The organism is Aminomonas paucivorans DSM 12260 (assembly GCF_000165795.1).
GTDB lineage: Bacteria > Synergistota > Synergistia > Synergistales > Synergistaceae > Aminomonas > Aminomonas paucivorans.
The window spans coordinates 1,614,646-1,633,987 of the sequence record NZ_CM001022.1; the positions used below are offsets into that span (position 1 = coordinate 1,614,646).

General features: G+C 62.7%; 14 protein-coding genes and 5 tRNA genes. 2 read left to right on the forward strand and 17 right to left on the reverse strand.

The features are described 5' to 3' along the window. Positions 1-20: 20 nt before the first annotated feature. The 13 genes from APAU_RS07590 to APAU_RS07650 all read right to left on the reverse strand — a co-directional run bounded on the left by APAU_RS07590 (position 21) and on the right by APAU_RS07650 (position 12,720). The gene (locus APAU_RS07590) at positions 21-2,030 is read right to left on the reverse strand and encodes a V-type ATP synthase subunit I (protein ID WP_006301131.1); all 2,010 of its coding nucleotides are present in this window, start codon (positions 2,028-2,030) and stop codon (positions 21-23) included. Beyond that, positions 2,017-2,343, reverse strand: coding sequence for a hypothetical protein (locus tag APAU_RS07595; protein WP_006301132.1), 327 nt, complete (start codon positions 2,341-2,343; stop codon positions 2,017-2,019). Before APAU_RS07595 ends, APAU_RS07590 begins: the two co-directional genes overlap by 14 nt. Positions 2,344-2,513: 170 nt before the next feature. Next, a tRNA-Gly gene (locus APAU_RS07600) sits at positions 2,514-2,589 on the reverse strand. 129 nt (positions 2,590-2,718) lie between these two features. Next, the gene (gene rlmB, locus APAU_RS07605) at positions 2,719-3,519 is read right to left on the reverse strand and encodes a 23S rRNA (guanosine(2251)-2'-O)-methyltransferase RlmB (RefSeq protein ID WP_232207711.1); all 801 of its coding nucleotides are present in this window, start codon (positions 3,517-3,519) and stop codon (positions 2,719-2,721) included. Then, positions 3,516-6,383: an excinuclease ABC subunit UvrA gene (uvrA, locus tag APAU_RS07610; protein ID WP_083806784.1), complete on the reverse strand. Its 2,868-nt coding sequence runs from the start codon at positions 6,381-6,383 to the stop codon at positions 3,516-3,518. Before uvrA ends, rlmB begins: the two co-directional genes overlap by 4 nt. After that, positions 6,310-8,328 (reverse strand): excinuclease ABC subunit UvrB, encoded by a 2,019-nt coding sequence (uvrB, locus tag APAU_RS07615; protein ID WP_006301135.1) that lies wholly within the window; start codon positions 8,326-8,328, stop codon positions 6,310-6,312. The genes uvrA and uvrB overlap by 74 nt, the downstream gene beginning before the upstream one ends. 97 nt (positions 8,329-8,425) lie before the next feature. Beyond that, positions 8,426-10,345 (reverse strand): ATP-dependent zinc metalloprotease FtsH, encoded by a 1,920-nt coding sequence (gene ftsH / locus APAU_RS07620; protein ID WP_006301136.1) that lies wholly within the window; start codon positions 10,343-10,345, stop codon positions 8,426-8,428. Positions 10,346-10,427: 82 nt separating this feature from the next. Beyond that, on the reverse strand, positions 10,428-10,964 hold the full coding sequence (hpt, locus tag APAU_RS07625) for a hypoxanthine phosphoribosyltransferase (RefSeq protein ID WP_006301137.1): 537 nt from the start codon (positions 10,962-10,964) through the stop codon (positions 10,428-10,430). Continuing rightward, positions 10,954-12,339, reverse strand: a complete 1,386-nt coding sequence (tilS, locus tag APAU_RS14900; RefSeq protein WP_083806785.1) for a tRNA lysidine(34) synthetase TilS — start codon at positions 12,337-12,339, stop codon at positions 10,954-10,956. Before tilS ends, hpt begins: the two co-directional genes overlap by 11 nt. Positions 12,340-12,357: 18 nt before the next feature. Further along, positions 12,358-12,434, reverse strand: a tRNA-Met gene (locus APAU_RS07635). Between the two features lies 1 nt (position 12,435). After that, a tRNA-Met gene (locus tag APAU_RS07640) sits at positions 12,436-12,512 on the reverse strand. Between the two features lie 33 nt (positions 12,513-12,545). Further along, positions 12,546-12,622: transfer RNA gene (locus APAU_RS07645), tRNA-Met, on the reverse strand. A gap of 11 nt (positions 12,623-12,633) precedes the next feature. Then, positions 12,634-12,720 (reverse strand) — tRNA-Leu (locus APAU_RS07650). Positions 12,721-12,971: 251 nt separating this feature from the next. On the opposite strand from APAU_RS07650, the gene APAU_RS07655 reads away from it, so the two are divergent. After that, positions 12,972-14,039 carry an aminotransferase class I/II-fold pyridoxal phosphate-dependent enzyme gene (locus tag APAU_RS07655; protein ID WP_269490168.1) on the forward strand — a complete coding sequence of 356 codons (1,068 nt, stop codon included), beginning with the start codon at positions 12,972-12,974 and terminating at the stop codon, positions 14,037-14,039. Positions 14,040-14,129: 90 nt separating this feature from the next. Next, positions 14,130-14,423 (forward strand): YerC/YecD family TrpR-related protein, encoded by a 294-nt coding sequence (locus APAU_RS07660; protein ID WP_006301140.1) that lies wholly within the window; start codon positions 14,130-14,132, stop codon positions 14,421-14,423. 109 nt (positions 14,424-14,532) lie between these two features. On the opposite strand, the gene APAU_RS07665 is transcribed toward APAU_RS07660, so the two are convergent. The 4 genes from APAU_RS07665 to APAU_RS07680 all read right to left on the reverse strand — a co-directional run bounded on the left by APAU_RS07665 (position 14,533) and on the right by APAU_RS07680 (position 19,327). Then, entirely contained in the window at positions 14,533-15,612 is a 1,080-nt protein-coding gene (locus tag APAU_RS07665) for a DUF362 domain-containing protein (RefSeq protein WP_198003999.1), read from the reverse strand. A gap of 76 nt (positions 15,613-15,688) precedes the next feature. Continuing rightward, positions 15,689-16,387 (reverse strand): endonuclease III domain-containing protein, encoded by a 699-nt coding sequence (locus APAU_RS07670; protein WP_006301142.1) that lies wholly within the window; start codon positions 16,385-16,387, stop codon positions 15,689-15,691. After that, complete coding sequence (locus APAU_RS07675; RefSeq protein ID WP_006301143.1) at positions 16,384-18,876, reverse strand: Lon protease family protein; 2,493 nt, start codon at positions 18,874-18,876, stop codon at positions 16,384-16,386. Before APAU_RS07675 ends, APAU_RS07670 begins: the two co-directional genes overlap by 4 nt. 247 nt (positions 18,877-19,123) lie before the next feature. After that, a complete protein-coding gene (locus APAU_RS07680; protein WP_006301144.1) occupies positions 19,124-19,327 on the reverse strand; it encodes a cold-shock protein in 204 nt (67 codons plus the stop codon). Positions 19,328-19,342 lie beyond the last annotated feature (15 nt).

Genomic DNA, 19,342 nt, shown 5'->3' on the forward strand with positions numbered 1-19,342 from the left:
ACCTCACCGGCACCCCACAGTTACGGGAGGGGATCCGCTTTCTCCGCGAGACGCACAAATTGTGTCTCGCACCGGAACGGAGCAAAGGGACGCCCGTTGGCTTCGTAGAACTTGCTGAAGAACTCCACGTACTGAAGCCGCAGGGAGTGGATGAACGCCCCCAGGATGTTCACGGCGATGCTGAAGATGTGCCCCCCCACGAAGATCAGGACGGCCAGAGGGATCCCCACGTAGGGCACTCCCACCACCAGGGTGCAGAGCAGGTTCACGATCATCCCGATGGCCGCCGAGGAAAGGCCCAGGGCAAGCAGTCGGCTGTAGCTGAGGGTATCGCCCAGATAGGCGGTGACGTTGTAGAGGCTCAGGACGCCCGACAGGAGCCGCCCGAAAAGCGTGGGCTTGCCTCTGCCCTGAGTTGCCACCAGGACGAGAGCCCCCGCCGCGGCAACCACCTTGCTGAACCCGGAAAGAGACGACGGCAGGATCCCGGAACTGGTCCCCCCAAAAAACACAAGCCCCACCAGGAAGAGGATCCACCCGCCCTTGTCCGCGAAGGCCCCCATGTAGTCCTTCCTGCGAAGTGAATCCGCCATGCCCACCAGGAGTCCGAAGATCAGCTGCAGGAAGCCCAGGGCCAGGGAGATGGCCAGGAAGGTCATGGGATCGTTCATGGGATCCAGGATCTGCAGCGCATCCTTGGCAGGCTTCAGGAAACGCAGAAAGGGAAAGGCGTCCACGGTGTTGCCCAGCCAGGACCCTGTGAGTGCCCCCACGAAGACCGTGGAGATGCTCCCCCCCGCCAGGACGAGGAAGAACTTCCGGGCATTCCCCGTGAGCTGGTGCCGCACCAGGAAGTAGAGGAACAGGGCCGAAAGGACCAGCCCATACCCCGCGTCTCCGAAGCACATCCCGAAGAACAGGAAGAAAAACGGGGCCATGAGGGCCGTGGGATCCACCCCCCCATAGCTGGGGGTCCCGTACATGTTGGTCAGGGGCTCGTAGGGCGCGGCCCATCGGGGGTTCTCCAGCAACGTGGGAGGGACATCCCCTTCTTCGAGCTCGGTTCGCCGAAGATCCACTCCCTCCTCGAAGGGACGAAGGGTCCGACGCAGGTCTTCCTCTCGGGAGACGGGCATCCAGAAATCCGCCAACCGAGTGGCTGCCGTAGCTTCCGTTTCCCCGAGGGATTCGAGCCGTGATCGGAGGATGCTCCAATGGTCGGACAGAAGAAGGGCATCCTGAAAACGATGATCTGCCCCTTCCTTGGCTCGTTCCAGGAGAGCCGCTTCCTCGGTGCGGATTTCCTCCAGCCGGGCGGAAAGGACCGTCACCTCCTGCTGGGGGGACCCGGAAAGCTCGCGGGGAAGGTCGATCCGCGCAAAGTCGTGCTCCTCCGCGATCTTCAGAAAAGTCGCTGCCTCGGAGCGGAAGACCAGAACCGCCACGGTGCGGACCGGATCCTTGTCCTGCGGGGGAGGGGTGAAGAGATCGAATCGATCCTGGAGGTGTCCACGAAGGGCCTGGGTGAAGGCGAACAGGTTCTCCTCCGCCAGTCGCCCCAGATGGGCCTCCAGGAGCCCCGTGCCCGCGTTGAAGAGTTCCAGCGGGAAGGGAAGGGCGCAAAGGGGTTCCATTTGAGAAAGGAGCGCCCGCAATCGGGCGCCTTCGGTCCGAAGTTCCGAAAGCCTTCTGTCGAGATCCCGCAGTTCGCCAGACACGGCGGTCAGATCCTTGGAAGTCGCCTGCTTTTCCAGGTCAGCCAAGGAGAAGGCGGGAGTTTTTCCCAACACCCGATCTATCGCACTCGGTTTGTTCTCCACCAAGGGATCCAGGAAACGGGCCACGAAACGCGCCTCGCCCAGAGACTCATCCACCTCGTGAAGCGGGGACCCGGGGCACGCCATCTTCCCCTCCTCCGCGGAAGGGGAGAGAAACTCACACTCGCCAAAACCCTGGAGCGCTCGGAAGACCGCCTCGGCCACGGAAGCGTGGACCACCAGACGGTATTTTCCCATCTCAGCTAAGGCCATGGGTACCCATCACCTCTTTGAGGATCCACGCCGCCGTGGACGACACTTTGGCCCTGCTCTCCTCAAGGTACTGTTCCGACTCCTTCTTCCCCAACGCGAAAATGCTCTGCGCCGCGGAATCAGCCTCCCGCTCCACCTCCTGGATCTTGGAACGATACTCCCTGTGAAGACGCTGACGGGCTTCCTTGATCGACCGTTCTGCCTCTGCCCTCGCATCCGCGAGGCTTTTCGCAGCCGTCCCCTTTGCCTCGACCACCAAGGCCCGGGCGTGTTCCTCATGCAACCGAATCTCCTGCGCAAGGTTCTCTGCCACCGATTCCACCTCCCTCCGGCTGCAAATGAGATGCCTGAAGAAAGAGAAAAATTCCTCGTTATTCTAAGGGCATGAAGGGGGCATCGTCAATTGTGGAAACAAGCACGAGTTCGTTAAGACCGGGGGGCGGTACGAAAAACGGCCCGTCTCAGGGACGGGCCGGGGATATCTGGAGCGGACAACGGGATTCGGACCCGCGACCCTCGGCTTGGGAAGCCGATGCTCTACCAGCTGAGCTATGTCCGCGCCACAGCGGAGATTATAACCAGGGTTCCGGGGTTTCGCAAGGGGGCTCCCCTGGATGCCTTCCTGCGACAGGGAAAGCGGTTTCTCAAAGAGAGCGGAGGTTCCTCATACCCCCCTTTGCCCAGCCCTTCAGGCCCTACCCGGGAAGGTGGACGAAGGGGTCACGGATCGGAACCACTCGTAGAGGCCCAAGGCTGCGGCAACGCTCCCGTTGAGAGACCCCGATTCTCCCCTCATGGGGATGTGGAGCACCTCATCACACCCCTGCAGGGTGGTGCGTCCTAAGCCCTTGCCCTCCGACCCCACAACCAAGGCCATACGGGGGGACAAGGGAGTCTCGAAGAGCGATCGCTCCCCCTGGGCTTCCAATCCCACCACCCAAAGCCCTGCCTCCTGAAGCAACCGCAGATCCTGTCCCACGTTACCGATTCGCCCCAGGGGGAGCCTCAGGGCCGCCCCCGTGCTGGCCTTCACCATGGCCCCCGTGGGAAGCGCCCCCCGGCGCAGGGGCAAAAGGGCAGCCAGCGCGCCCACCGCTTCGGCGCTCCTCACGATCGCCCCGGCGTTGTGTGGATCCTCCAGGTGGTCCAACACCACCACCAAAACCGGCTCCGGCGCTGGGGGGATGCGAGCAAGCACCTCCCGCAGTTCCAGCAGTTCCACCCCTGCGGTCCTCGCGGCCACCCCCTGGTGCACCTTACCCGGAAGCATGCGTTCCAACCCCTTGCCATCCAGTTCCTGTAGGGGGATTCCCGCCTCCCGACAACGATCCAGGATCCGGCTGCGGAAGGGGTCCCGGGTTCCCTTGGCGAGCCATACTTTCAAGCACCGTCGGGGTTGGGATTCCAGCAGGGCCCAGACGGCATTGCGCCCGTAAAGCAGATCCTCTTGTTCCTTCTGCGGGGCATCCCCCACGGTTTCTTCCCTCAACGGTGATCCCGTCCTTTCGGCGATGCGACCCGGCAGCAAGGGGAAAGGTCCGTCCCGGGCAACAGGGGGGCAAGGAAACGGGCTGTGTGCCCCAAACCATTGGCCACCACCTCTTCCGGGGTCCCTGCCGCCACCAAACGCCCTCCCCCGACCCCCCCCTCCGGTCCCAGGTCGACCAGATAGTCCGCCGAGGCCAGAACATCCAGGTTGTGTTCGATCATCCACACCGAGTTCCCCTGCTCCACCAGGCGATGAAGCAGAAGCAGCAGCTTCCTGACGTCGGAATAATGCAGTCCCGTGGTGGGTTCATCCAAGAGGTACAGGGTCTGCCCCCGGAAGCGCTTGCCCAACTCACTGGCCAGCTTCACCCGCTGGGCCTCCCCGCCGCTTAGGGTGGGAGCAGGTTGCCCGAGTCGGATGTAACCTAGCCCTGCCTCCTGAAGCACCTTCAGCTTCCCGGCGATACGGGGGAGATCCCGGAAATGCTCCACCGCCTCGTCCACGGAGAGGTCCAGGACATCGGCCACCGAAAGCCCCCGATGCCGCACCTCCAGGGTTTCCCGATTGTAGCGTTTTCCCTTGCACACCTCGCACTGCACGAACACGTCGGGCAGGAAGAGCATGGCAACCCGAAGAACCCCGTCCCCCCCGCAGGCCTCGCAGCGCCCCCCCTTCACGTTGAAGCTGAAGCGTCCGGGGCCGTAGCCCCGCAGCTTCGACTCCGGGAGCTGGGCAAAGAACTCCCGAATGGGGGTGAAGACCCCCGTATAGGTGGCGGGGTTGGAGCGGGGTGTTCTCCCAATGGGGCTCTGGTCCACCAGCACCACGTTGCGCACCTGCTCCATCCCCTCCAGGCCGTCGAAGGCCCCCGGGCGCTCCCGAAATTCCACGTCCAGGGCGCTCCGCAACCCCTTGTAGAGGATTTCGTAAAGGAGGGTGCTCTTTCCGGAACCCGAAACCCCGCTGATGGCTCCCAGCACGTGAAGGGGAAGCTCCACTTCCAGCTCCTGCAGATTGTTCTCCCGACACCCCTTCAGGCGAAGCCTCCCCTCGGGAAGACGGCGGTCCCCTCCCGGGGCACGGACGATCCCGTCGACCTCTCCCCGGAGGTACGCCGCCGTGGAGGATCGGGCGGTCTCCAGGGCCTCCGGCGGTCCCGCAGCGATGATCGAACCCCCATGTTCCCCTGCCCCGGGTCCCAGCTCCACCAGGTAGTCCGCTGCCTGCATGGTTTCCCGATCGTGCTCCACCACCAGCACCGTGTTCCCCAGGTCCCGGATGGCCTTCAGAGTCGTCAGAAGCCGGTCCGTGTCCCGGGGATGCAGCCCGATGGTGGGTTCGTCCAGCACGTAGAGGACCCCGGTCAGTTGGGAACCGATCTGAGTGGCCAGGCGAATCCTCTGGCTCTCTCCCCCGCTCAGGGTGTCCGCCCGGCGATGCAGGGATAGATACCCCGCCCCGACGTCACACAGGAAGGAAAGGCGTTTGCGGATCTCCTCCAGGGCAAGCCCCACGATGCTTCTCTGTTCCGAGGAAAGCTCCAGTCGGTCCAGAAGGGGAAGCAGTCGGTCCACCGGCAGCTCCGTGAGCTCCCCGATCCCGTACCCTCCCAACCGCACCGCCAGTGCCTCGGGACGAAGGCGTTTCCCTCCGCAGGTCTGACAGCGGGTCTCCTCCCGATACATGGAAAGCTCTTCCCGGACCGACTCGGATTCCGTCTGGTTCCAGCGCCTTTCCAACCAGGGGATCAGGCCTTCGTACCGTCCCTGATACTCCGTCTCCCCGTCCCGGTCCTTGAACACCAGGGGGATGCGATCCGGAGACCCCTCCAGGACGGCTCGGCGAACCTCTTCGGGGAGTTCTCCGAAGGGGGGGAGCAGGTCCCACCCCTTCTGCTCCGCCAGCTTCTCCAGTTTGGTCGACATGTAGTGGTGGTTCTTCCAGGGAAGGAGCGCTCCCGCCAGGGCGGGAAGCTCCGGGAGCACCGCCCTCTCCGGGGAGAAGTACTCGTGACTCCCCAGCCCCGAACAGTCCGGGCAGGCCCCGTAGGGGTTGTTGAAGGAAAACAGCCGAGGCTCGATCTCCGGAAGCCCGGTCTGACACTCTGGACACACGTACTTCTCCGTCAACTCCAGAGGGGCAAGACCCTCGGAGTGGAAGAGGACGAACCCCTCCGAAAGCCTCATGGCGGCCTCCACCGCCTCGGAAAGTCGACTGCGCTGCTCCTCCCGGACCCGGAATCGATCCACCAGGGCCTCCACGTGATGCTTCTTGGCCTTGTCCAGAGGAATCTCCTCCTCCAGCCAGAGAAGCGTCCCGTCCACCCTCGCTCGAAGGTATCCCTGCCGACGGAGGGATTCGAAGAGGTTCCGGTGCTCCCCCTTCTTGCCCCGCACCAGGGGTGCGTAGACCTCCACGGGGAGCTGGTCATAGCGCTGCAGCACCAGATCCACCATCTCGTCCACGCTGTGTTTCACCACGGGGCGGCCGCAGGAAGGGCAATGAGGCACTCCGGCCCTCCCAAACAGGAGCCGCAGGTAGTCGTAGATCTCCGTGACGGTGCCCACGGTGGACCGGGGGTTGTGGCTTGTGCCCTTCTGTTCGATGGAGATGGCGGGAGACAGCCCCTGGATTTCGTCCACGTCCGGCTTGTCCTGCATCCCCAGAAACTGCCGCGCGTAGGCGGAGAGGGATTCCACGTAGCGCCTCTGCCCCTCCGCGTAGAGGGTATCGAAGGCCAGGGATGACTTGCCCGATCCGGAGGGACCGGTAACCACCACCAACCGGTTCTTAGGAAGGTCGACGTCGACGTTTCTTAGATTGTGCTGCCTTGCGCCTCGTATCCGAATGCTCTCCCACGCCATGGTGTCCCTCCACGTTGGTGATTTGGTCCCTCAAAGCGGCGGCCTCCTCGAAATCCAGGCGTTCCACCGCCGCCCACATCATTCGCTCCAGCTCCTTGCGATCCACGGAGCCCTTCCGCTGCGGCGTCCGTTCCTCCTGATCCTCCAGAAGTTCCTGGGGCAGGAGGGACTTGATCTCCTTGCGCACCGTGGTGGGGACAATGCCCCTCTCTCGGTTGAAGGTCTCCTGGACTCGACGTCTGCGCTGCGTCTCCTCCACGGCAAGCCTCATGCTGTCCGTGACCCGGTCCCCGTAGAGGATCACCTTGCCCGCCTCGTTGCGCGCCGCCCGGCCGATCATCTGGATCAGGGAGCGATGGGACCGCAGGTACCCCTCCCGATCCGCCTCCAGGATAGCCACCAGGGAGACCTCCGGCAGGTCCAATCCCTCCCGCAGCAGGTTCACCCCCACGAGGACCCCGAACACGCCCTGACGGAGATCCTTGAGGAGCGCCGCCCGCTCGAAGGTGTCCAGCTCCGAGTGGATGTAACGGACCTGGATCCCCAGTTCCGCGAAGTACTCCGCCAGGTCCTCGGCGGAACGCTTCGTCAGGGTGGTGACCAGGGCCCGATCCCCCCGCTCCGCCACCAGACGGAGTTCTTCCAGCAGGTCGTCCACCTGCCCCGTGGCGGGACGCACCTCCACCTGCGGCTCCAGGACCCCTGTAGGGCGGACGAGCTGTTCCACCACCCGAGCGCTGGTCTGGATCTCGTAATCCCCGGGAGTGGCGGAAACGAACAGGGCCTGTCCCATGAAGGACTCGAACTCCTCGAACCGAAGGGGGCGGTTGTCCAGACAGGAGGGAAGACGGAAACCGTGCTCCACCAGGACTTCCTTCCGCGCCCGGTCCCCGTTGTACATGCCCCGAATCTGGGGGATGGTGATGTGGGATTCGTCCAGGAAGAGCAGGTAATCCTGGGGGAAGAAGTCCATGAGGGTACCCGGCGTTTCCCCCACCTCCCGGCCGTCCAGAAACCGGGAGTAGTTTTCGATGCCCGAGCAGTATCCCACCTCCTGGAGCATTTCCATGTCGTATCGGGTCCGGGATTCCAGACGTTGCGCCTCCAGCAGCCGCCCCCGAGACCGCAGGTCCTCCAGGTGGGCCTTCAGCTCCTGTTCGATCTTCTCCATGGCCTGGGCGATGGCATCGGGACTGGTGACATAGTGCTGGGCAGGGAAGACCGCTCCCCGGTCCTTCCGGAGAAGGGTTTTGCCGGAGACGGGGTCGATCTCGTCGATGCGGTCGATCTCGTCGTCCAAGAATGAGACCCGGAGGGCCGTATCGCTGTAGGCGGGATAGATCTCCAGAAGGTCCCCCCGCACCCGGAAGACCCCGGGAGTGAAGGCCACGTCGTTGCGTTCGTAGTAGTTCGCCAGGAGACGCTCCAGGAAGCGTTTGCGGGGCCAGGTCTCCCCCACCTGAAAGCGGAAGATGGCCTCCTCGTAGTTCTTCCTCTTGCCCAGGCCGTAGATGCAGGAGACGCTCGCCACCACCAACACGTCCCGTCGCTCCAGGAGGGCCTTGGTGGTGGACAGGCGAAGCTTCTCGATGCGTTCGTTGATGGAGGCGTCCTTCTCGATGTAGAGGTCCTGGGCGGGCATGTAGGCTTCAGGCTGGTAGTAGTCATAGTAGCTCACGAAGTACTGCACGGCGTTTTCCGGGAAGAACCCCTTGAACTCGCTGTAAAGCTGGGCGGCCAGAGTCTTGTTGTGAGCCATCACGAGGGTGGGACGCTGAAGACGCTGCACCACCTGCGCCATGGTGTAGGTCTTGCCGCTACCCGTGACCCCCAGAAGGGTCTGTCGGCTCAACCCTCCCTCAAAGCCGCGCACCAAGGCCTCGATGGCCTCCGGCTGGTCCCCCGCCGGGTCCCAGTCCGCCACCAGGCGAAAGACCCCTTCCAAGACCACCCCTCCTCGCGGACCACGCACAAGACGCCCGGGAAACCCTCCGGGCGTCTTGTTTCTTTTTCACTACGAACGAAACTCAGGACCGGAAAGCTCAGGCCGGTTCGGGGTCGACGGCCAGCCCGCGCCTGGGGGCCGCGGGGGAGGGCTCTTCGGAGGGCGATGCTCCCGTCTCCGGGAGGTCCTCCTTCTCCGGAGACTCGGCGACTACCTCGTCTCCGTTGCCCAGAACCCGGTCCAGATCTTCTCCCTCCAGGACCTCCTGCTCCAGAAGAAGCTGGGTGATCTCCTCCAGTTTTTCCCGGTGCTCTTCCAGCATGCCCTTCACCCGGGCATAGCACTCGTCCACGATCCTTCGGACCTCCTGGTCGATGGCGTAGGCGATTTCTTCGCTGTAGTTCCGATCCTCCACGATGTCCCGCCCCAGGAAGACCTCGTGCTGCTTCCGGCCCAGGGTGACCGGGCCCAGGCGTTCGCTCATGCCGAACTCCGTCACCATCTGCCGAGCCATCTGGGTGGCCCGTTCCAGGTCGTTTTGCGCCCCGGTGGTCACATCCCCGAAGACCAGGGATTCCGCCACCCGTCCTCCCAGGAGGACGCAGATTCGCTGCATCATTTCCTCCCGGGAGACCAGGAACCGATCCTCCTCCGGGAGCTGCAGGGTGTACCCCAAAGCCTTGTGCCCCCGGGGGATGATGGAGATCTTGTGGACCCGGTCGCTTCCCGGGGTCAGCTTGGCAATCAGCGCATGACCGGACTCATGGTAGGCGATGATCTCCCGTTCCTTCTTGCTGATGACCCGGGACTTTCTCTCCGGACCCGCGATGACCCGGTCGATGGCCTCCTCAAACTCAGGCATTCCCAGAAGCTCCTTGCCCCTCCTGCCGGCAAGGAGGGCCGCTTCGTTCACCAGGTTCGCCAAATCCGCCCCCACGAAACCGGGGGTCCTTCGGGCAATGACGTCCAGGTTCACCTGCTCGTCAAGCTTCTTGTCCTTGATGTGGACCTTGAGGATCCCCAACCGACCGTTCACGTCCGGCCTATCCACAACGATGTGGCGATCGAAGCGTCCGGGGCGAAGAAGCGCCGGGTCCAGGATGTCCGGCCGGTTGGTGGCGGCGATGAGGATGATCCCGGAACCAGCCTCGAAGCCGTCCATCTCCACCAGCAACTGGTTCAGGGTCTGTTCCCTTTCGTCGTGTCCTCCCCCCAGCCCCGCGCCCCGATGGCGCCCCACCGCGTCAATCTCGTCGATGAAGACGATGCAGGGCTGGTAGCGCCGGGCCTGCTCGAAGAGATCCCGCACCCGCGCGGCGCCGACCCCCACGAACATCTCCACGAAGTCGGAACCGCTGATGCTGAAGAAGGGGACATCCGCCTCCCCGGCCACCGCCCGAGAGAGCAGGGTCTTCCCCGTTCCCGGGGCTCCCAGGAGGAGAACCCCTCTGGGGACCTTGGCACCCAGCCTGGCAAAACGCCCGGGGTCCTTGAGGAAACCCACCACTTCCTGAAGTTCTTCCTTCGCCTCGTCGCATCCCGCCACATCGCCGAAGTTCACCTTCGGCCGATTATCCAAAAACAGCTTCGCCTTGCTCTTGGCGAAGTTCATCACCTTGCTGCCTCCACCCTGCATGTTGTAGAGGATGAAGATCCAGGCGCCGATGAGAAGCAGCGTGGGGAACAGAGAGGACATCAGGTTGGCCCACCAGGGGGTCTTCTGGGGAGGGACCACTTCCACCTGTACGCCCTTCTCCACCAGGCGCGGGGCCAACTCCCCCGTGCCCACCGCGTAGGAGCGGAACTCCTTGCCGTCCTTGAGAACTCCGCGGAGCGTGTTGTCTTCGATGGAAACCCGGTTCACCCGTCCAGCCTCGACGGCCTTGATGAAATCGCTGTACGGCAGCGATTCCGCCTGATTGCTACTGGGGTTCGGGGTCAGAAACACATTTACCAGGCTCACCACAAGCACGATCGGCACCAGGTAGAGCCCTAGGTTCTTGGCTAACTTGCCCAAAGCGTCTCAGCGCCTCGCTTTCTTCGATTGGTTGGTCGCACCAGGCAGCCCCCGAAGACCGACGTCCCGGGGCAGCCATACATCACGAGCGGGAAACCACCGTATGGATCTCGGGAAGGTGCCGCCATTTCCCCGCCGCGTCCAGGCCATAGCCCACCACATAGGCATCGGGGATCACAAAACCGCGAAAATCGATGGGGACTTCCACGCGCCTCCGCTCGGGCTTGTCCAGAAGGGCACAAACTCCCAAGCTTGCGGGCTTGCGTTGACGCAGAAGCTGCAAGAGGTAGGCCAAGGTCAAGCCGCTATCCACGATGTCTTCCACAATGAGGACGTGTTTGCCCCGCACGTCCGAGTCCAGATCCTTGAGGATGCGGACGACCCCGCTGGATTCCGTGGCGGATCCGTAGGAAGAAACGGACATGAAATCAAAGGAGACGTCCAGCTCCGGCTCCAGTGCCCTCGCAAGGTCGGACAGAAAAAACACCGCCCCCTTCAGGATGCCCACCACCACCAGCTCCTGGCCGCGATATCGCTCGTTGATCTCGGCTCCAAGCTGAAGGACCTTCTCTCGGATCTGTTCTTGGGAGATCAGGACGGAAGAAATCTCAAGGGGCACAGGGGTCAACCTCCCTGGACAGAATTGGCCGAATCGAAACCCTCGCTATCATAGCACACCCACCCGGGCTCCCCCTTTTCGAGGCATCCATCCCCGGATACCAACACTCCTCTCCGCAGCGGACGCTCGGATAGGCACGTCGGGCCCACCAGGGGATGGAGCTGCTTTCGTCTTCCCCCATGGGCACAAGCGTCAGATCCTCCCCCGAGCACCCAAGCCACCCGCTGCGTTCGCCCCAGGACAGGAACCCCTGACTCTTCTTCGTTTGGATTCCCACTTCCCAACAGCCCCATCGGCAAACAACTCGCACCCCCTCGCCGGGAGGGGGCAGGCGAAGAGATTCCTCCGCTTTGTTCCCTACCACTCGAAAACCGAGCAGTTCGGTGGAGGCGCAGACTTCAACCCTTCCCCTCCAGGGAAAACGGAAACGCCCTGGCTGGCCGATCCTTTGAGCCAACTCTTCGCAACGTCGGCACTCCAGCGTCGGCAACCCCAGAATCCGCCCTTGAAGCCGCAAGGCTTCCATCCGGAGGGGCAGAGGCAGGGAGGAGGCGGACCGACGATCCCAACAGGCCAGCACGGGAAATGCCTCTCTGGCGAGCCAGCGCAGGCACTGCTCCGCCTCCCCCGCCAACCGTTCCCGCACCTGCCTTGCCTCCGCCGCCAAGGCTTGAGCGCGAAGAGAGAAGGCGGGGTTCAAGTGGGTCTCAAACCAAGGGATGAGATCGTGGCGCACTCGATTTCGCAAAAACATACGGTCCTGGTTGGACAGATCCTCCACCCAGGAAATTCCCTCCTCCCGAAGGAAGGAGCGCAGCTCTTCCCTGCGGAAAGTCGCCAGAGGGCGGACCCAGTTTCCTCTCCGTTCCGGCATCCCCGCCAACCCCCAGATTCCCGTCCCCCGAGCAAGGTGGAGCAACAGCGTCTCCGCTTGATCATCCGCCGTGTGGGCAAGGGCAATGAAAGCAAGGGAAGCGTTCGAAGCCGTCCGCTCCAAAAAACCGTAGCGAACGCGGCGCCCCGCCATCTCCAAGGACTCCCCTCGCTCGCGCAGGGCGGGAAGGGAGACCCGCTCCACCACACAGGGGATACCCCATCGGGAGGCCAGCTCGGATACGAAGAGAGCATCCCGGGAGGATTCCTTCCGGATTCCGTGATCCAGGTGCGCCCATACCTGCCGGCCTCGCCAGTACCGACGCAGCAAACCCGCAAGGGCCACCGAATCCCCACCCCCGGAGATCGCAATCAGCATTTCGGGCTGTCCCCACCAGCCCTGGCGACAGCCCGCAGCACGCAATCGAGAGAACAGGCTCCCCATCTCCCTCGCTCCTTCCACACCCTGCTGCGAACCACCAAACACGAAAAAGCCCCCCATGCGGGGGGCTATGACATCTGGTGGCGGTGACTGGAATCGAACCAGTGACACTGCGGGTATGAACCGCATGCTCTAGCCAACTGAGCTACACCGCCCTGGTTGCGGGGGCAGGATTTGAACCTGCGACCTTCGGGTTATGAGCCCGACGAGCTTCCGGACTGCTCCACCCCGCGATCAGAATTACAAGCCGAGCCGATGAGGAAAAATGGTTGCGGGGGCAGGATTTGAACCTGCGACCTTCGGGTTATGAGCCCGACGAGCTTCCGGACTGCTCCACCCCGCGATGTCACCCCATGGTGCCGAGAGCGGGGATCGAACCCGCACGGACTTTCGTCCACAGGATTTTAAGTCCCATGCGTCTACCAATTCCGCCATCCCGGCCAGCAGGGAACATTATAGCACGGCTCCCCTGCCCGTCAACTAAGACGCTGGGGCACTTCAGCCCCCTTGCTCCCCCTACGCTGCTTTTGGAAAGAGACGTTTTCGTTGCCTTCGAATCGCTTTTTGTATTTTCCTATTGACAGGGGGCGGAGCCGATGCTAAGCTCTGCAATCAAGAAAGCATGGTAGCGCTTTATCGTACTAGATCGATCAGGAGGGATACCCTTGAACACACTCGCAGCATCTGAAACCTTGAGGCTTGATCGCAACGAAGGAAATTTCCTTTTGCCCCCCGCCCCTCGCGAAGAACTGCGCCAACTCGTGGGAAGCCTGGACTATCACCGCACCCCCGATCCTCAGTCCCGAGAACTCCGCAGCGCCCTGAGCCGGTTCCTCCAAGTCCCTGCCCAGACCCTGCAGGTCTTCAACCACCAGGGGGAATTTTTCGCCCGGCTGCGGCTTGCCTTCCCCACTCCCCCCCGCGTCCTGGCTCTGGATTCCGCTTCTCCCAATCTGGAACGTCTTTCCCTTTGGGGATGCGATGTCCGCAGGGTGACGCTGAAACAGGAAGGGCGCGTCTTCTCTTTCGATGAGGACGCCTTCCTTGACGAGATCGCGCGGTTCTCCCCCGAGGTGATCCTTCTGGACACCCCGAACGACCCGACGGGGCTTCGCATCTCCTCCGAGGTTCTGTGCCGATTGGTGGGACTCTGCCCCTCCACTTCCCTCTTTGTGGTGGATGAAAGCTACGGGGAATTCGCCGAGGCAAGTCTGCTGGCCTCCTTCGCCCCTAAGGGCATCCCGGACAAGCTCGTGGTGTTGCGTTCCTTCTCCTACGCCTGGGGACTTTCTGCCCTTCAGGCCTGTTACTCCATCTGGGGCAACCAGGCTCGGGACCTGGTGGAGCGGACACCTGGCCTGGGGGAACCTCTGGACGGTCTGAACCAGGCATTCCTCTCTCATCTGGTGAACCACTACGAGGAGTGGATGAACAGCCGCGTCTACAGCATCCGCTACTTGCGGGACGAACTGGTCCGGCGAGTTCGAGAGATTCCCCGCTGGGAAGCCTTCCCCAGCGAAGGCTCCTTCGTTCTCCTTCGCGGCACAGACGTCACGCGTTCCGATCTGGAAGCGACCCTGCAAAACCAGGGGATACAGGTCTTCTTCCCGGACCGTTTCCCCGAAGATGCCACATGGCTGCGAGTCTCCGTGGGGAAGGAAGAAGAGATCCGTAGGCTCCTGAGCGTACTGGCTTCTTGGGAACAAGGGGAACAAGGACTCGAGGACCATGCGGACATCCAAGGAGAAATGACCGCATGACGCCCCGGCGGCGTTTCTCTCTTGCATAACACCGCAGCAGAGGAGTAGTCTTTCCGCGAAGGTTCCTTTTCGAGGAAAGGGGTGAGGCACATGGCGGGAAAGTGGAAGGACCGATTGAGCGACCAACTCTGCCAGGCCATCTTGACCCTCAAGGACGTGGAGGAAGCCTATCGGTTTCTGGAGGACCTCGCCACCATAGGGGAGGTTCGGGCTCTCGCCCAAAGGCTGGAGGTTTCGCGACTCCTCAGCGAGGGATTCACCTATCCGCAGATCGCGCAGCAAACCGGCGCCAGCACCGCCACCATCAGCAGGGTCAAAAAATTCCTGGAATACGGAGCTGACGGGTACAAGCTCGTCCTCCCACGACTCAAACCCCAAAAATGACCCTTCCACCCGGGCAGGGTATTCCCCTATCCCTGCATCTCCCGGGACGCGAGCGGAGACCACCTATCCGACTGGACGTGCCGGGTAGGCGGTCTCCGCCTCTTCGTTCTCAGGAGCGCATCCCCTGGACCCACCGAGCCAGAGGGTTGGCTGCCGCTTTCATCGCCCCGGTGGGACACATTTCATGACAACAGAGACACTGGACGCAACGGTTGGAGTCGACTACCGGGCCGTCGTCCCAGGCAAGGGCGTCCACGGGACAGACTTCCTGACAGACGCGACACCGGACGCAGGCAGACCGTTCCAGCTGCGGACGAAGGGCAACCCACCGGTGGGCAAACCCCCTCAATGGGGTGGGAATGAAACGCACAAGCCCGGAGGCCCGGCGGAACCCCGCTGTGGGCAATTCCTCCCAGTTCGCCCCCCGCAAATCCACCTCATCAAGGGATCGAGGCCCCAACCCCCTCTCCGCGGCAGTCCGGAGAAGAGGGATGTCGAAGGGGTTCGAGTACCCCATGGAAACCGCCGCTACCAAATCGATGCTCGGGGCATTAGGCCCTGCAAGAATCCATCCCACCCGCTTCGGGGAACCGTGGGAGGGGCCATTGCCCTCCATGGCCACCACCGCATCCAATACATGGAACAGCGGGCGGGCAAGGGTAAAAAGGTCCAGAATCCCGTGGACGAGGTGACTCGTATCCCTGGATTGGTGGGCCCGCTTGCGGGTCTGGGTGTCAGCGATCCCGAAAAGGTTCTTGAGGCACCCGGTCATTTCCGTTTCCACGTGGGTCTTGAGCTTCGCCACGTTGACCAGATACCGAGATCGGAGGATCCGCGTCGATACCCGTGCTCGGGACAAGACCCTCCCGCCGGGGATGGGCACCTCCTCCACCCCCTCATCGGACAGGGTCCCCACGGGGACATCTTCGTCCTCCCCGAGGCGTTTCATCCCCGTCCGTTCCAGAAGCAATTCTTTCTGGGAGGCGTAGATGTAGCCGGGGTTGTCCCCGATGCGGATCCTCCCCGCCCCCCTCCGACGCAGGGAGCGCACCACCCCTCGCAGGACCTCCGGATGGGTCGTCACCGCGTCCTCGGGAGGCCGCGGCGCCAGGAGGTTCGCCTTGAGGAGCACCTCTTCGGAACAACAGGACTCCGGCCATCCCCCGGAGGCTTGGACGGCCCGCTCCACCGCTTCCTCTACGGCCGAGGGCTCATAGGAAACACACCGGGCAGCCCCGACCCGAAAGGGGGCATATTCCTGCTTCTCACCCATGTGCCTCAGGCACTTCCGCCGCAGGGCAAACCCCGACAAGGACACAGGCGGGACAGCGAGGGGAGCGAGCGCGGCACACCGCCCTTCCATGGGCAATGAGGTTCAGGTGCGCCCCCTGAAAGCGTTCCCGCGCAACCGTCTCCTCCATGACCCGCTGGATTCGATGGGGGGGCAGGTTCGCGGGGACCCACCCCAAACGCCGGCAAATCCTGGCCACATGGGTGTCCACGGGAAAAGCGGGAAACCCCAGGTCGAACACCATCACACAGGCCGCCGTCTTGGGGCCCACCCCGGGAAGCGCCTCCAGGTATTCCCTTGCCCTGTCCGGCTTCCAGGACCGCAAAGGCACCAGGGTCGGGGCACCCCAGTCCTCCCGAAGCCGCTCCAGGATGGCCTGAATGCTCGGCCCCTTGGCGTTGGCAAGCCCCGCAATCCGTATGGCCTCCTGGACTTCCCCGGGATCCGCAAGGGCTACGGATTCCCAATCGGGGAATCGCCCACGCAGGGTTATATAGGCCCGATCCCGGTTGAGATCGTTGGTGTTCTGAGAGAGCACCGTCAGGATCAGCCCATCCAAGGGTTCCGGATGCCCCAGATCCGGCAGGGCACCTTCGTTCCCGTAAACCCCTTCCAGAAGGTCCAGGGTTTCCCCCAGGGGGGCGGCACCCCGAGGCACCCCGGAGGGGTTCATGAGTCTTGCGTCACGGAGGATTCGTCGTCGTCGTCCTCCTCCGCAGAATCCGCTGCGCCCTCGCTCTTCTCGGCCTCTCCCAGCTTGCCCAGGCTCTTCTTGAGCAGGGCGGACCGTTCCAACCACCCCTTCAGGCACGCCTTCACCTTTCCGTGTACCGAACCCTCCGGGTACAAACCCTCGGGGCCCAGTTCTCCCGCGGGGCAGCCCGTGAGGATTTCGATGCCCTCGTCGATGGATTCCACCGCCCACAGGTGGAATCGCCCCGCTTCCACCGCCTCCAGGACTTCATGATGCAACATGAGGTTTTGGACGTTCTGCTTCGGGATCAGGACCCCCTGATTCCCCGTCAGCCCCCGGACAAGACAGTACCGGAAGAACCCTTCCACCTTTTCGTTGACTCCCCCGATGGGCTGGATGTTTCCGAACTGGTCCACGGAACCCGTGACGGCGATGTCCTGACGGAGAGGGAGATCCGCCAGGGCGGAGAGCAGACAGTACAGCTCCGTGGAGGAAGCGCTGTCCCCCTCGATCCCCGAATAGGTCTGTTCGAAGGCGATACGGGCGGAAACGGCGAGGGGCATGTCCTGGGCGTAGCGGCGCCCCAGATAGCTCTGGAGGATGAGGAGCCCCTTGTTGTGGATGGGTCCTGTCATCTTCACCTCCCGCTCGATGTTCACCACCCCCTCCTGTCCCATGAAGACGTTGGCGGTGATGCGCACGGGGTGCCCGAAGGTGTGGTCCACCATGTCCAGAACCGTGAGCCCGTTGATCTGCCCCACGGCGGCCCCGTCCGTATCGATGCGGATGGTTCCCTCCTCGAAGGCCCGGCGAATCCGCTCCTCCAACAGGTTGGAGCGGAAGCGCTTCTCCTCGATGGCCTTGCGGACATGCTGCCGCGTCACCACGGAAGCCCTTTCCATGCGAGCCCAGGCCGTGGCCTCCACGAGGACTTCCGCCAGGCGGTTGAACTGGGTGGACATGCGGTCCTGATGATCCGCAAGGCGGCTGGACCACTCGATGACTTCCGCCACCCCGTCCCGCTCGAAAGGAAGACCGCCTTCTTTCTTGACGAAGCTGGCGGCAAAACAAGCCAGGAGCTTTTCCGTCTCCGAATTGCGGGGCATGTCCGCGTCGAAGTCCGCCTTCACCTTGAAGATCTTCTGGAACTCCGGGTCGTAGATGTTCAAGAGGTAGTAGAGCCAATGGGTACCCACCACCACCACCTTCATGTTGATGGGGATGGGGGCGGGGCGCAGGGAGGACACGGGGACAAAGCCCAGCTGTTCCCCCAGGTTTTCGATGGCCAGTTCTTCGGTGCGCAGGACCCGCTTCAGGGCGTCCCAGGACATGAACTGCCGGAGAAGCTCCTCCGCCTCCAGCACCAGAAAACCCCCGTTGGCCCGATGGATGGCCCCGGGAACGATGCGACGGAAATCGGTGTACAGGTAGCCCTGACGGCTTTCGTACTCCACCTTCCCCACCAGGTTGTAGTAGGTGGGGTTCGTCTCCCGCACCACCGGAGCCCCTTGAGCCGGGTCGTTGGTCACAAACACGTTGATGATGTAGCGGCTAAAATCCACCTCGGCGTTGTCGTCCCGGGCGGAGGCGATGAACAGGTTGAAGTTGTCGATGATGTCCTCTCCCAGAACCACGATCCAACGGGCCACCTTCTCCTGCTCGCCGAACCGCTCCTTCATCTCCCCCAGGAGGGGCTGGATGGCATTGCGGCAGATCTCCCCCTCCAGGGCCTTGATCTTCTCCTTGAGGGTCTTCTCCAGGTCCCGAATCTGCCGAAGGGTCTCCAGGGTGCGCTGGGAGATTTCCTCGGAGATCTTCTGGAGGCGCTGCTGCTCCGCCTCCTCCAGTTTCTCGAACTCCTCCTGCTGCATTTCTCTCTGAAGGGTTTCTCCGTCTTCCCCCGTTTCCTTGAGAAGAGGCAGGTTCACAAAGCCCTGCGGGGTGCGCTTGATGGCAAAGCCCTGCTCTCCCGCCCAGGTTCGGAGTTCTTCCATGAAACGGTTGACCTGCTCCTGGAACTCCTTCACCAGCTGGGCTTTGTTGTCTTCGTATTGACTGTTGTCGAAGGCCTTGCTCAGGGTCAGTTTGAGATCCTCCACGGCCTCTTCCATGGCCTTGGCCAGGTCCTTCCCCTGACCTGCGGGGAGGTTCAGCGCCAAGGGTTCCTGGGGGTCGTCGAAGTTGTACACATACACCCAGTCATCCGGGGCGGTCATCTCTCTGGCTCGATTGTTCAGCTCTTCCAAGGTATAGGTGGTCCTCCCGCTTCCCGGGTTTCCCACCACAAAGAGGTTGTACCCCTTGCTGTTCACGGAGAGCCCAAAGGAGACGGCCTTGACGGCCCGCTCCTGCCCGATCAATCCCTTGAGGCACCCCAGTTCATCGGTGTTGGAAAAACCCAGCGCTTCCGAATCGGTCCTTCGGCGCAGCGCTTCCACAGGAAGTCGTCGGCTGTCTTGAAGCGTCACGGATGCTCCTCCCTTCATCATGCCCCTTGGGATTCCATGATAGCAGGTCACCGATACGCGAAGGGAGACCGGGGGCCTCCTCAAAAGGACGGACAACAACTGGGATCGCAACATAGAAGCGGGGCGGACCCGAAGGTCCGCCCCGCTGTCGCTTCATGCGGAACGTTCAAACGCTACAGTGGAAGAGGAACGAATAAGAACGTTCGAGCGTGGATGGCAAACGGAAGAAACGACCGCACCAGAAGGCCTAAAGCTTCTCGACGTCGGAAGCCTGGGGGCCCTTGCTGCCTTGGGTAACCTCGAAGGAAACCCGCTGACCCTCATCCAAGGTCTTGAAACCGTCGCCCTGGATGGCGCTGAAGTGGACAAAAACATCCTTGCCATCTTCAGTGGTGATGAACCCATACCCCTTCGTGGCGTTGAACCATTTTACCGTTCCGTTGGTCTTCAATACGTTGCCTCCCAC

Excerpts from the sequence above, each read along its gene's own strand:
- APAU_RS07590 (WP_006301131.1), bottom strand. The coding sequence starts at position 2,030 with ATGGCCTTAGCTGAGATGGGAAAATACCGTCTGGTGGTCCACGCTTCC.
- uvrA (WP_083806784.1), bottom strand. The coding sequence starts at position 6,383 with ATGGCGTGGGAGAGCATTCGGATACGAGGCGCAAGGCAGCACAATCTA.
- tilS (WP_083806785.1), bottom strand. The coding sequence starts at position 12,339 with ATGGGGGGCTTTTTCGTGTTTGGTGGTTCGCAGCAGGGTGTGGAAGGA.
- APAU_RS07660 (WP_006301140.1), top strand. The coding sequence starts at position 14,130 with ATGGCGGGAAAGTGGAAGGACCGATTGAGCGACCAACTCTGCCAGGCC.
- APAU_RS07670 (WP_006301142.1), bottom strand. The coding sequence starts at position 16,387 with ATGAACCCCTCCGGGGTGCCTCGGGGTGCCGCCCCCCTGGGGGAAACC.